Below are 12911 nucleotides of genomic sequence, written 5' to 3'. Positions count from 1 at the left end.
TCATTTCTTTCTATTTTAATACGAAAATAATTATTTTAATGCAATTTGCGAAATAACTATTGAATTTTTTAAGAAAAGTTGTTAAAGTGTAATTCATAAAGATTGAATAAAAATATAAATAAATGAATATTTATTCGCTATATATCGAGGAGGAAATTTTTCATGGCAAATCCAAAATTAGTACTAGCATACTCTGGTGGTTTAGATACATCTGTCGCAATTACATGGTTAAAGGATCAAGGGTATGATGTTGTTGCATGCTGCTTAGATGTAGGGGAAGGAAAAGATTTAGAGTTTGTTAAAGAAAAGGCGTTAAAGGTTGGAGCAGTTGAATCCTATGTAATCGATGCAAAAGAAGAGTTCGCGAAGGATTATGCGTTGCTTTCCCTACAAGCTCATACATTATATGAAGGAAAATATCCACTTGTTTCTGCTCTTTCAAGACCGCTTATTTCTAAAAAGCTAGTAGAGGTAGCTGAAGAAGTTGGTGCTGTTGCGATTGCACACGGTTGTACAGGTAAAGGAAATGACCAGGTGCGTTTTGAGGTTTCTATCCAAGCGCTTAATCCGAATTTAGAAGTAGTAGCGCCAGTTCGTGAATGGGCATGGTCAAGGGAAGAGGAAATTGAATATGCAAAACAAAAAAATATTCCGATTCCAATTAATCTAGACAGTCCATTTTCTATCGACCAAAACCTATGGGGAAGAGCAAATGAGTGTGGAATTTTGGAAGATCCATGGGCAAAGCCGCCGAAGGATGCTTATGAGCTTACAGCGGAGCTTGAAGATACTCCAGATACACCAGATATCATTGAAATTGCCTTTGAACAAGGTGTTCCGGTAAGCTTAGATGGTAAAAAATACGATTCTTTATCACAGCTTATTTTAGATTTAAACGTTCTAGCTGGTAAGCATGGGATTGGAAGAATCGACCACGTAGAAAATCGCCTTGTTGGGATTAAATCACGTGAGGTATATGAGTGTCCGGCTGCTATGACTTTGATTACTGCACATAAAGAATTAGAAGATTTAACATTGGTAAAAGAAGTAGCACACTTCAAACCAATTGTAGAGTTAAAACTAACTGATCTTATTTATGAAGGCTTATGGTTCTCTCCATTGAAAAATGCTTTAGCTGCCTTTATTGCGGAAACACAAAAGTTTGTAACTGGTACTGTAAGGGTTAAACTATTTAAAGGTCATGCGATTGTAGAGGGAAGAAAATCAGAGTACTCTCTATATGATGAAAAATTAGCAACATATACTGCTGATGATGCATTTGACCATTCTGCTGCTGTAGGATTCATTCAATTATGGGGACTTCCTACAAAAGTACAAAGTATCGTTCAACAAAGCAAGAAGGTGAAAGCGTGAAAAAGCTTTGGGGCGGAAGATTTACAAAATCCGCAGAAGAGTGGGTCGATGAATTCGGGGCATCCATTTCCTTCGATCAAGAATTAGTTATGGAAGATATTACAGGCAGCATCGCTCATGTGACGATGCTTGCCAAAACGGGTATTTTAACTGATGATGAAGCCCAGCAAATTAAAAAGGGACTGGAAGCACTTAAAGAAAAAGCTGAAAAAGATGAGTTGGAATTTTCAGTGGCTTTAGAGGATATCCATTTAAATCTAGAAAGTAAGCTAACTGATTTGATTGGTCCTGTTGGTGGAAAGCTGCATACTGGACGCAGCCGTAATGACCAAGTAGCAACGGATATGCATTTGTATTTGAGTAAGCAGGTATCCGACATTATCGGATTAACAGCTGAATTACAGCAGGCTTTACTTGAACAGGCAGAAAAGCATATTGAAACCATTATGCCTGGGTATACGCATCTGCAAAGAGCACAGCCTATATCATTTGCGCATCATCTAATGGCTTATTTCTGGATGCTTGAACGTGATAAGCAGCGTTTATCAGAAAGCCTCAAAAGAATCAATATTTCTCCGCTAGGTGCCGGTGCATTGGCGGGGACAACCTTTCCAATCGATCGTCATTACAGCGCTGAACTCTTAGGGTTTGATGGAATTTATGAAAATAGTATGGATGCAGTTAGTGACCGTGACTTTATTCTCGAGTTTCTTTCAACTAGCTCTATATTAATGATGCATCTTTCACGCTTCAGTGAAGAAATTATTCTGTGGTCCAGCCAAGAATTTCGTTTTATTGATCTTGATGACAGCTTTTCAACTGGAAGCAGCATCATGCCGCAAAAGAAAAATCCGGATATGGCTGAACTAATCCGTGGTAAAACGGGGCGGGTATATGGTAATCTGTTTGGCCTGCTAACGGTATTAAAGGGGTTACCGCTTGCGTATAACAAGGATATGCAAGAGGATAAAGAAGGTATGTTTGATACTGTTAAAACTGTTACTGGATCTTTAAAGATTTTTGCAGGCATGATTCGTACCATGAAGGTCAATACAAATAACATGGTTCAAGCGACCAAACAGGACTTTTCAAATGCCACAGAGCTGGCTGATTACTTGTCAAGTAAAGGCATGCCATTCAGGGAAGCGCATGAAGTAGTAGGAAAGCTTGTACTTCATTGTGTGGAAAAAGGCTGTTACCTAAGTGATTTATCGATGGAAGAATTTAAAAACTCAAGTCAGCTTTTTGAAACTGATATATATGAAGTATTGGCGCCTGAAACGGCTGTTGCACGCAGAAACAGTGCTGGCGGTACCGGATTTGCGCAAATTAAGATTGCTTTGGAGAAAGCAAAGCAATGCTTAGCAGATAAATAAATAAAAAACCACGCTGTATAAAAAACAGCGTGGTTTTTTGTATTTATACTTCGCCGGTATCGCTGCGCACAACCAGTACGTCACAGCGGGCGTGGCGTGTAATGTGCTCGGAAACGCTGCCAATTAAGAAACGTTCTACAGCATTTAAGCCGGTAGCACCACACATAATTAAATCAATTTCATGTTTTTTCGCAATATCTTTAGGGATTTTTACTTTAGGAGAGCCGTAATCGATTACATATTCTACGTCTTTTACACCCGCTTGAAGGGCATCCTTCTTATAGTTTTCCATTAGTTCCTTTGCAAATAATTCTGCTCTTTCTGCAATTGTACGATCATATGCTTCAACTGTGGCAAATGTTCGTGTATCAATGATGTGGGCAATGATAATTTTTGAATCATTTCTTTTTGCCACGGCAACAGCCTTTTTAAATGCCCATTCAGCTTCCTTTGATCCATCTACTGCAACAAGGATTTTTTTATACGTTAGTGTCATGATTAATCCCTCCTTATACTTTTATTATACATTATTTGGTATGTATATTTGTAAAAAAATTTAGAAAAATTTATGAATAAATACAATCGAATAAAAATGGATAGAGTAAAATAATGGAATAAATAATAGATATTATTAAATAGGTTTGAAATAGAGTGAGATTGGAGGTTTGAGCAATATGCGTATCGGCATACCAAAGGAAATTAAAAACAATGAAAACCGTGTTGCAATGACACCTGGAGGAGTCGTGAATCTTATCCAAGAGGGACATCAGGTTTATATTGAAGAAGGTGCAGGACTGGGATCAGCATTCAGTGATGAAGAATATATAGATGCAGGTGCCACTATCGTTTCAACTGCTGAAGAGGCTTGGTCAATGGACATGGTGATGAAGGTAAAGGAGCCACTAACCAGCGAATATGGCTATTTTAGAGAAGGGTTAATTCTATTTACATATTTACATCTTGCCCCTGAACCAGAGCTTACGAGAGCACTAATGGAAAAAAAGGTTGTTGGGATTGCTTATGAAACCGTTCAGCTGCCTAATAGGAGTCTCCCACTGTTAACACCAATGAGTGAGGTGGCCGGCAGAATGGCTGCTCAGGTAGGTGCTCAATTCCTGGAGAAGGTTAACGGTGGAAAAGGAATATTACTATCCGGTGTGCCTGGTGTTAAACGAGGCAAGGTGACTGTAATCGGTGGCGGTGTAGCGGGCACCAATGCAGCTAAAATAGCTATTGGTCTAGGAGCGAAGGTGACCATTATTGATGTGAATCCGGACCGTTTGCGACAGCTTGATGATATCTTTGGATCTGAGCTTTCTACTCTTATGTCCAATCCATTTAATATAGCAGAAGCGGTAAGGGAATCTGATCTCGTAATCGGAGCTGTTCTAATTCCAGGGGCAAAAGCACCTATTCTAGTCTCGGAGGAAATGATCCAATCTATGAGTCCAGGGTCTGTTGTTGTTGATATCGCAATCGATCAAGGTGGTATTTTTGAAACAACAGATCGTATAACAACACATGACAATCCAACCTATAGTAAGCACGGTGTAGTGCATTATGCAGTGGCAAATATGCCGGGAGCAGTTCCAAGGACTTCAACCATTGCACTAACCAATGTAACGGTACCTTATGCCATTCAAATTGCTAACAAGGGCTATAAACTAGCATGTCTTGATAATGAAGCATTATTAAAAGGAATCAATACATTGAATGGAGTAGTTACCTATCAAGAAGTAGCAAAAAGCTTAAAGCTAGATTATCATGATGTAAAAGCAGTGCTTAGTACCATGTAAATGAAAATAGGGTGTCAGGCACCACAAAAAGACAAATGTGTCACATTTGTCTTTTTGTGGTGCCTGACACCGTTTTATTTAATGATTTGCAGTTCTTTTGGGAATTGTGTTAATATCTCTACTCCGTTTGCCGTGACAAACACATCATCTTCTATGCGGACACCTGCTGTATTTGGTACATAAATTCCAGGTTCAATGGTATAGACCATTCCACTTTCCAGCATTAAAGGATTTGTTTCAGTTAATGAAGGATATTCATGTACACCAATTCCTAATCCATGCCCAAGTCGATGTGGGAAGTATTCACCATATCCGGCCTCACGAATAATATTTCTTGCTGTAAGATCTACTTCTGAACATGATGCTCCTGGCTTACTTGCATCAATTGCTGCAAGCTGGGCCTTTAAAACCGTATCATAAATCTCTTTTTGTTTCTCGTTGATCTCGCCATAAGCAACAGTTCTTGTAATATCAGAGCAATAGCCATCGACAACGACTCCTAAATCAAACAGAACAAAATCTCCTTTTTTCACTTTCGTTAATCCCGGAGTGCCATGAGGAGAGGCTCCGTTTGCTCCTGTCAGCACCATTGTGTCAAATGACATCTTGGTAATCCCTTTTTTCTTTAATTCATATTCAATAACGGCTAATATCTCTAATTCAGTTTTACCCTCTTTAATTTCTGAACAGCCCACTTCAACAGCGTAGTCTGCCAATGCACAGGCCTCACGGATTTTTGAAATTTCTTTCTCGTCTTTGATCATGCGAAGCTTGCGAAGGTTTTCTTCAGCTGAAATAAAGGCTGCTTTTGGGAATAATTCAGAGAGTGCCTCATAACGCTCTACGTTCATATGTTCCTTTTCAACAGCGAGCTTCGAAACGTTATTTACGCGCTTATCAATTGCTTTCCGCACCATTTCCCAAGGATTTTCGACGTCGCTATAACCAATAATCTCATAGGACCAGCCTGAAGCCTTCGCATCTTCCTTTTCCATGGCCGGACAGATTAAGATCGGCTCTTCCTGCTGAAATACGGCTAATGCAAGTAATCTTTCGTGTGGATCACTATAGAAGCCACTTAAATAAAAGACATTTTCCGTTGAAGTAATAATTGAAATGTCAACTTGATTCTGATACATCCATTCAGACATGTTTGTTAATCTTTGATTCATAAGGATGCCTCCATTCAAATTACTATGTACTTTCTGTTCAAATTCTGAATAAACTTGAATTTTTACTATTAAATTACTTATGTTACGATTATTATTGTATCCCTTTCTGTTCGACAAGAAAAGGGATGAAAAGTGAAATGGATTTGTCTATTTTATTAAAGGAGTGTCAGAAAAATGTTATTCATAGATAATAAAGGGATTACGGACCCAAGAATTAACCTCGCGATTGAGGAGTATGCTTTAAAAAATCTTGATATAAATGAAACCTATCTTCTATTTTACATAAATAAACCGTCTATTATTATCGGGAAAAATCAAAATACAATCGAAGAGATAAATACTGACTACGTTGAGAAAAATGGAATCACTGTTGTGCGAAGACTGTCTGGCGGTGGTGCTGTTTATCATGATTTAGGCAATTTGAATTTCAGCTTTATTACGAAGGATGACGGTGAAAGCTTTCATAACTTCAGGAAGTTTACCGAGCCTGTTGTAAATGCATTGAAAAAAATTGGTGTAAATGCTGAACTAAGCGGGCGGAATGACTTAGTTGTAGATGGACGTAAAATTTCCGGTAATGCCCAATTTTCAACTAGAGGGCGAATGTTTAGTCATGGTACGTTAATGCTAGATTCTGAAATTGATCATGTGGTATCTGCGTTGAAGGTGAAGAAGGATAAAATTGAATCAAAGGGTATTAAGTCGATTCGCAGCCGTGTTGCCAATATTTCTGAGTTTTTATCAGAAAAAATAACGATGGAGGAATTTCGCCAATTATTGTTATCGAATATCTTTGATGGTGAGGCTGAGATTCCTGAGTATGTTTTGACAGAAGAGGACTGGGAAAAGATTCATCAGCTATCAAAAGAGCGTTATCAAACATGGGAGTGGAATTATGGGAAATCTCCTAAATTTAATCTCCAGCATTCACACCGATTTCCTGTCGGCGGTATCGATGTGAGACTTGACGTTAATAAAGGTGTTATTGAAAATTGTAAGATTTACGGTGACTTCTTTGGTGTAGGAGATGTACAGGATATTGAAGTCCTTTTAAAGGATGTTAAATATGAAAGGGCAGCGTTGGAAAAGGCCATAGAGGAAATCGACATTAAACATTATTTTGGCAATATCACGAAGGATGACTTTTTACAATTACTATATTGACTTCATTTATCAGATGGTAAGAAGCAGGTAAAAGGGTCTGCTTCTTTTTTCTTACTTTTTGAATAGAAAGAATAATGCAATATATCGGATTTGCGTGTAATATATAAATATAAAGTTTTGAATTTACAAAAAGGGGGTTTAGTGGTGGGGAATGTGACCTTTGATCAAAAGGGATATATTGCAGTTTTGACGTTAAATCGGCCAGAGGTCATGAATGCGTTTGATTATGCCCTCTTAAGTGAATTGCACGAGCAGGTTGAAAAAATCAGAACATACTCCGATATTCGGGTTGTGATCATTACAGGGTCAGGTGAAAAAGCCTTTAGTGTTGGTGCTGATTTAAAGGAGAGAAAGTCATTAACGGAAGAAGAAGTGAGAAGAAATGTCTATAAAATTGGCGAGGTATTCAACGCGATTGACACTCTGCCTCAGCCGACAATCGCAGCCATAAATGGTTTTGCCTTTGGCGGGGGGATGGAGCTCGCATTAGCATGCGATTTTCGGATTGCACGGGCAGGATCAATCATGGGGTTAACAGAGACAAGCCTAGCCATCATACCGGGTGCAGGAGGTACACAGCGCCTTCCAAGGCTGATTGGTGAAGCGAAGGCCCTGGAGCTCATATTAACCGCAAAGAGAGTAACAGCAGAAGAAGCTCTCTTGATTGGTCTGGTGAATAACGTTTCTAAGCAGGACGATTTAGTAGAGACAAGCATGAAACTAGCTCAACGGATGCTAAGTAATGGCCCCATTGCTCTCAAACAAGCGAAGTTTGCTATTAAACAAGGAATGAACACAGATTTGCAAACAGGACTTAAAATTGAGCAAAAGGCATATGAGCTGTTGATACCAACAGAGGACCGAGTTGAAGCACTTTCGGCTTTTGCAGAAAAAAGGAAACCAAATTTTAAAGGGAAATAGTCTGTGACAATTTATACACAATTTACAGAATCCATTTTATTTTTCAAAAAAACATACAAATAGATTGAAATAATGTTATTTTAATATTATAATTTACTACACAAAAGCGTAAAAGTATAAAAGTATAAAAGCGTTGTAGTAATAAAGTTATTATCTTAAGGGGGATAAAAATGAAGAAGAAAATGTCAATGAGCTTTGCTGCACTTGGATTAATGGGCGCTTTAATGTTAAGCGGCTGCGGCAATAGTGAGAGTTCCGGTGGAAAAGAAGCAAGCGAAAGTAAAGACACATTTAAAGTCGGCATTACGCAGTATGTAACACATCCATCATTGGATGCTGCAACTGAGGGATTTAAAAAAGCGTTGAAGGAAGAAGGCTTAAAGGTTGAATATGATGAGCAAAATGCGAACGCAGATCAAAGTAACGTCCAGAATATCGCGAACAACCTTGCGGGAGACAACGTTGATCTAATCTTTGCGAATGCAACACCTAGCGCTCAAGCAGCATTAAATGCAACAAAGGATATTCCTATTGTGTTTACCTCTGTAACGGATGCAGTTGGCGCACAGCTTGTTAAATCAATGGAAGAGCCAGGCGGGAATGTAACGGGAACAATTGATAACCACCCAGAGGCAATACCTAATACGGTGAAGTTTATCAGCGAAAACTTTCCTGATAAAACAATCGGAACGGTTTACAATGCAGGTGAACAAAACTCTGTAGCACAGGTAGATACGATTAAAAAGTCAATCAAAGAATTAGGCTTAAAGGAGCTTGAGACAGCAACTGTTTCTACATCTGCTGAAGTAAAACAGGCGGCTGAATCCCTGATTGGAAAAGCAGATATTATTTACATTATTACAGATAATACAGTTGTTTCTGCACTTGAATCGGTTATCCAGGTTGCACAGGACAATAAATTGCCACTATTTGTAGGTGAGCTTGATTCAGTTGAACGCGGCGGCTTTGCAGCATACGGCTTTGATTATGAAGATATCGGCTATGAAGCAGGCTTACTGGCAGCGCAAATTCTTAGGGGAGAAAAGAAACCATCTGAGTTACCTGTTCAATACCCACAAAATTTAAAGCTAGTAATCAATAAGAAGGCTGCAGAAAAGATGAATATCGAGCTTAAAGAAGAATGGAACGATCAAGCTGAATTTATTGAGTAATTGTATAAGAGGGGTTCTACTTGGGGCCCCTCCTTTTGTTCATTAGAAGGCAGGTCCTGCTACAGGTTTTTCGTTTTCTGAAATGAAGCTTGCTACAGTGTCTGAGATTTGCAGAAAGGAGAAATATAATGTTTAATGCCATTTTTGGCTCCTTTGAGGCAGGTGCCATTTATGCACTAATGGCTCTAGGAGTCTACTTATCTTTTAGAATATTAGATTTCCCTGATATGACCGTTGATGGGTCATTTGTTACTGGAGCATCTATTGCGGCGGTATTAATAGTAGGCGGTATGAACCCGTTTTTGGCTACAATTGCCGCTATACTCGCTGGTTTTATTGCAGGCTGTGTGACAGGACTACTTCATACAAAAGGGAAAATTAACCCCTTATTATCAGGAATTCTAATGATGATTGCACTTTATTCTATTAATTTACGTATCATGGGGAAATCGAATGTTCCGCTCCTGCAGGAGGAAACCATCTTTACAAAGCTGACAAATTTTTGGCAGAGCTTGAAAATTGATGATGCCATTAATGGCCTAATGCAAATGCTTGGAATGGGCGATTCAGTGCCAAAGACATGGGGAATACTCGTTGTCATGCTTTTATTAGCGTATATTGTGAAAAAAGGTTTGGATTTCTTTCTTAAGACAGATATTGGCTTGGCGATCCGGGCAACTGGCGATAATGAAACGATGATTCGAAGCTTTTCCGCAGATACAGACATGCTGAAAATAGTGGGACTTGGTCTTTCCAATGCCGTTGTTGCCTTTTCAGGTGCATTAGTAGCACAATACAGTGGTTTTAGTGATGTCGGTATGGGTATTGGTATGATTGTGATTGGCCTTGCATCTGTTATTATCGGTGAAGCAGTCTTTGGAGCAAAGAAAATTGTCAGGGCAACGCTTGCTGTTATCGGAGGATCCATTTTATACAGATTGATTGTGACAATGGCACTTCGAGTTGATTTTTTAGAAACAGGAGATATGAAATTAATCACTGCCATTATTGTTATTTTTGCCTTAATACTACCGAAAATTAATAGCAGTAGAAAAGAAAAACAGCGGAAAAAGAAGCGAATGACACAGTCGTTAGATAAAGAGCAAGCTATTAAAGCATGACAGAATGGAGGTGGATCGCTTGCTGCACTTAAACCAAATTTTTAAAGTCTTTAATGAAGGAACACCTGATGAGAAAATTGCTCTACATGAGTTAACACTCCAGTTAAATCCAGGGGATTTTGTAACTGTTATTGGAAGTAATGGAGCGGGTAAATCCACATTAATGAATATTATTTCCGGAAAGATGATCACGGACCTCGGAACTGTTTATATCGATGGTAAAAATGTGACAAGTGTTCAAGAACATAACCGCGCAAGATTAGTAGGTCGTGTCTTCCAGGATCCAATGGCCGGGACAGCTCCTACGATGACGATTGAGGAGAACTTAGCCATCGCTTATTCGCGGATAAAGACTCGCGGACTTCGAATCGGCGTGACAAAAAAACGTCGGGACTATTTTAAAACGAAGCTGGAATCACTTCATTTAGGCTTAGAAAATCGTTTGGAGGCAAAGGTTGGTTTGCTTTCCGGGGGGGAAAGACAGGCACTTTCATTGTTAATGGCTACCTTTACAGACCCGAAAATACTGTTGCTTGATGAACATACTGCAGCACTTGACCCTTCACGTGCTGAGCTAATTACTAACCTTACAAGGGAAATTGTCCAAAAGAATAAGCTAACGACACTCATGGTCACGCATAATATGCAGCAGGCTCTTGATTTAGGGAATAAGCTTATTATGATGGATAAAGGTCAAGTAATCTTTAAAGCAAACGAAGCGGATAAAAAACAATTAACAGTTGAGAAGCTACTAGAAGAGTTCCAGCGCATCCGCGGTGAAAAAATGAATAGTGACAGAGCAGTATTAATCTAGGAGACTGACCATAGCTGTCAGCCTCCTTTTTATTTGGCTTTGTTAAAGGACAATGTTGATTTTTGGTCTTTGTTGATTGTAGTGGAAGGCACGAAGACTCCTCGAAAATTCTATCGAATTTTCTCGTGCGTGGGCGGATTCGAGGAAGTAATTCAATGTCCTGCGGTCGCCCTAAGGTGCGCGAAGTGCCTGGAACGGAGATTAACAACTAAATGTAACAGTACTTTTAATTGATAAACACATAAACTTGTTCTAAATTATCTCATTTTAACTACACTAATAATAAGGGGTTTGTACATATTTTTCGAGGAGGGGGGAGGCAAATGGCAAGAAAGATTGGTCTGTATGGAGTTTTAGCATACTTCCTTTTTGGATTATTTTTTTATTGGTATCTGTTTTATTTTGCCGACTCAAGTTTGCCATTTGAATATCAAGGCTCTCAAGCGGACCCAGCCACGTTTTTAAATGAACGGGAACTTTTCCTGAGTGAAGAGTACTCACGAATCCGCTATTTATTGTACTTTTTATCCACACCATTCGAATGGCTTTTTTATTTGTTTATTTTATTGCTTGGCCTGTCAAAAGCATTTAAAGACTGGTCCGAAGTGACAACTAAAAGAAAATGGCTGCAAACCGCTGTTTATTTATTCTGGCTTTCAATCTTTTCATATGTTGCTATGCTTCCATTGAGCTATATTAGCTATCATTTATCAAAAAGTTACCATATATCCACGCAAAGCTTCGCGTCTTGGATGAAAGAGGAGCTAATAGACTTTTGGCTGAATTATGGAATTACCTTTATCCTTGTTATGGTTCTATACTGGCTTATGAAGAAAAGTACAAAACGCTGGTGGCTGTATGGATGGCTGCTTTCAGTTCCCTTTACCTTGTTTTTAACATTTCTACAGCCTGTTGTCATTGACCCTTTATATAATGATTTTTACCCCTTAAAAAACAAGGAGTTAGAGACAGAGATTCTTGAATTGGCAAAAAAGGCAGATATCCCTGCGGATCATGTATTTGAAGTGAATATGTCAGAGAAAACGAACGCTTTAAATGCTTATGTTACAGGGATTGGATCGAATGCACGAATTGTTCTGTGGGATACGACGTTGGATAAATTGTCTAATGAGCAAATTCTATTTATTATGGCACATGAAATGGCCCATTATGTTGAGAAGCATATTTATGTCAACATAGCAACAAGTTTAGTATTCTCATTAGCTGGGATGTATTTGACGTATAAATTAATGAACTGGACAGTAGTCCGATATGGAAATGCTTTTAAAATATCGGCAGTCTCTGATTTACGATCCCTGCCTCTTTTCTTGTTGATTATATCTATGCTGCTGTTTATCTCAAGTCCGTTGTCAAACATGATCTCTAGGTATCAGGAAACAAGAGCGGACCGATATGCGATTGAAATGACGAAGGATACGGAAGCTGGGATCACTTCTTTTCAAGAATTATCTCGAGCTGGATTAAGCCAAGTAAATCCACCATTTTTGGTGAAGTTTTTTATCTATGGACACCCAACAATGCTTGAGCGAATTTCTACTCTAGAGGAGTATGAGCATAAGCAGAGGGGGACAAAAGAAATCGAAGGAAATTAATAAAGTCCTTGGAAAAGGAAAAACATCCTCCTATAAGGATAAGGGAGGATGTTTTCTTTGGAAAAAGGGAACGGTTCAGTTGTTAACTAGACAGGCAATAGGAGAGTTATGGAGGGGTTAAAACGTTTAGTAAGACTCCAAATAATCCTACGTACCAAAGCGTTTGCTAAGATCTCTGAATTGCTCAGAAAGCTGATAAAAGTTTTCTGTGTTTCGCTCATCAATTGCTTTGTCAATTCGCGCCAATAAACTTTCTTTCTCCGCTTTTAATAGGATTTCAGTTAGGAACATTTCAATGTACAGATCTAACATGTAGTTTTCTTTTAGTTTCTTTTTGTTCATGGCACTGGATTTCATCAATTCTGTGTAAGAATTATCTTTCATGAAA

Annotated in this window: 12 protein-coding genes; 9 read left to right on the top strand and 3 right to left on the bottom strand. The window is 38.7% G+C overall.

The genetic code is table 11. The annotated features are described in order from the left end of the window. Nucleotides 1-162 precede the first annotated feature (162 nt). Both ACHUFV_RS15125 and argH read left to right on the top strand, forming a co-directional pair. Nucleotides 163-1374 (top strand): argininosuccinate synthase, encoded by a 1212-nt coding sequence (locus tag ACHUFV_RS15125; protein WP_394235543.1) that lies wholly within the window; start codon nt 163-165, stop codon nt 1372-1374. Continuing rightward, complete coding sequence (gene argH, locus ACHUFV_RS15120) at nt 1371-2750, top strand: argininosuccinate lyase (protein WP_394235541.1); 1380 nt, start codon at nt 1371-1373, stop codon at nt 2748-2750. The genes ACHUFV_RS15125 and argH overlap by 4 nt, the downstream gene beginning before the upstream one ends. 43 nt (nt 2751-2793) lie before the next feature. On the opposite strand, the gene ACHUFV_RS15115 is transcribed toward argH, so the two are convergent. Beyond that, nucleotides 2794-3246 carry a universal stress protein gene (locus tag ACHUFV_RS15115; protein WP_394235539.1) on the bottom strand — a complete coding sequence of 151 codons (453 nt, stop codon included), beginning with the start codon at nt 3244-3246 and terminating at the stop codon, nt 2794-2796. A 178-nt stretch (nt 3247-3424) separates the two neighbouring features. Here ACHUFV_RS15115 and ald point away from each other — a divergent pair, with 178 nt between their 5' ends. Continuing rightward, nucleotides 3425-4546: an alanine dehydrogenase gene (ald, locus tag ACHUFV_RS15110; protein WP_394235537.1), complete on the top strand. Its 1122-nt coding sequence runs from the start codon at nt 3425-3427 to the stop codon at nt 4544-4546. Between the two features lie 74 nt (nt 4547-4620). On the opposite strand, the gene ACHUFV_RS15105 is transcribed toward ald, so the two are convergent. Then, nucleotides 4621-5718, bottom strand: coding sequence for a M24 family metallopeptidase (locus ACHUFV_RS15105; RefSeq protein WP_394235536.1), 1098 nt, complete (start codon nt 5716-5718; stop codon nt 4621-4623). A 174-nt stretch (nt 5719-5892) separates the two neighbouring features. On the opposite strand from ACHUFV_RS15105, the gene ACHUFV_RS15100 reads away from it, so the two are divergent. The 6 genes from ACHUFV_RS15100 (at nt 5893) to ACHUFV_RS15075 (ending at nt 12523) form a co-directional block, all read left to right on the top strand. Beyond that, nucleotides 5893-6882: a lipoate--protein ligase gene (locus ACHUFV_RS15100; protein ID WP_394235534.1), complete on the top strand. Its 990-nt coding sequence runs from the start codon at nt 5893-5895 to the stop codon at nt 6880-6882. Between the two features lie 144 nt (nt 6883-7026). Next, a complete protein-coding gene (locus ACHUFV_RS15095) occupies nt 7027-7803 on the top strand; it encodes an enoyl-CoA hydratase-related protein (protein WP_394235531.1) in 777 nt (258 codons plus the stop codon). A 170-nt stretch (nt 7804-7973) separates the two neighbouring features. Next, nucleotides 7974-8975, top strand: a complete 1002-nt coding sequence (locus ACHUFV_RS15090) for an ABC transporter substrate-binding protein (RefSeq protein ID WP_394235529.1) — start codon at nt 7974-7976, stop codon at nt 8973-8975. Between the two features lie 128 nt (nt 8976-9103). Beyond that, nucleotides 9104-10096 carry an ABC transporter permease gene (locus ACHUFV_RS15085; protein WP_394235527.1) on the top strand — a complete coding sequence of 331 codons (993 nt, stop codon included), beginning with the start codon at nt 9104-9106 and terminating at the stop codon, nt 10094-10096. Between the two features lie 19 nt (nt 10097-10115). Continuing rightward, on the top strand, nt 10116-10910 hold the full coding sequence (locus ACHUFV_RS15080) for an ABC transporter ATP-binding protein (protein WP_394235525.1): 795 nt from the start codon (nt 10116-10118) through the stop codon (nt 10908-10910). A gap of 323 nt (nt 10911-11233) precedes the next feature. Further along, nucleotides 11234-12523: a M48 family metallopeptidase gene (locus tag ACHUFV_RS15075; protein ID WP_394235523.1), complete on the top strand. Its 1290-nt coding sequence runs from the start codon at nt 11234-11236 to the stop codon at nt 12521-12523. A gap of 147 nt (nt 12524-12670) precedes the next feature. Here ACHUFV_RS15075 and ACHUFV_RS15070 read toward each other — a convergent pair whose 3' ends face one another. Further along, nucleotides 12671-12907, bottom strand: coding sequence for an IDEAL domain-containing protein (locus ACHUFV_RS15070; protein WP_394235521.1), 237 nt, complete (start codon nt 12905-12907; stop codon nt 12671-12673). Nucleotides 12908-12911: the final 4 nt, after the last annotated feature.

The sequence above is a fragment of the Niallia oryzisoli genome, assembly GCF_043641075.1.
In the GTDB taxonomy this organism is placed as follows: domain Bacteria; phylum Bacillota; class Bacilli; order Bacillales; family Cytobacillaceae; genus Bacillus_BD; species Bacillus_BD oryzisoli_A.
The sequence above is the reverse complement of the archived record's forward strand: the minus strand, read 5'-3'. Positions and strand labels throughout refer to the sequence as shown.

Excerpts from the sequence above, each read along its gene's own strand:
- ACHUFV_RS15115 (WP_394235539.1), bottom strand. The coding sequence starts at position 3,246 with ATGACACTAACGTATAAAAAAATCCTTGTTGCAGTAGATGGATCAAAG.
- ACHUFV_RS15085 (WP_394235527.1), top strand. The coding sequence starts at position 9,104 with ATGTTTAATGCCATTTTTGGCTCCTTTGAGGCAGGTGCCATTTATGCA.
- ACHUFV_RS15105 (WP_394235536.1), bottom strand. The coding sequence starts at position 5,718 with ATGAATCAAAGATTAACAAACATGTCTGAATGGATGTATCAGAATCAA.
- ACHUFV_RS15100 (WP_394235534.1), top strand. The coding sequence starts at position 5,893 with ATGTTATTCATAGATAATAAAGGGATTACGGACCCAAGAATTAACCTC.
- ACHUFV_RS15125 (WP_394235543.1), top strand. The coding sequence starts at position 163 with ATGGCAAATCCAAAATTAGTACTAGCATACTCTGGTGGTTTAGATACA.
- ACHUFV_RS15075 (WP_394235523.1), top strand. The coding sequence starts at position 11,234 with ATGGCAAGAAAGATTGGTCTGTATGGAGTTTTAGCATACTTCCTTTTT.
- ACHUFV_RS15070 (WP_394235521.1), bottom strand. The coding sequence starts at position 12,907 with ATGAAAGATAATTCTTACACAGAATTGATGAAATCCAGTGCCATGAAC.
- ald (WP_394235537.1), top strand. The coding sequence starts at position 3,425 with ATGCGTATCGGCATACCAAAGGAAATTAAAAACAATGAAAACCGTGTT.
- ACHUFV_RS15090 (WP_394235529.1), top strand. The coding sequence starts at position 7,974 with ATGAAGAAGAAAATGTCAATGAGCTTTGCTGCACTTGGATTAATGGGC.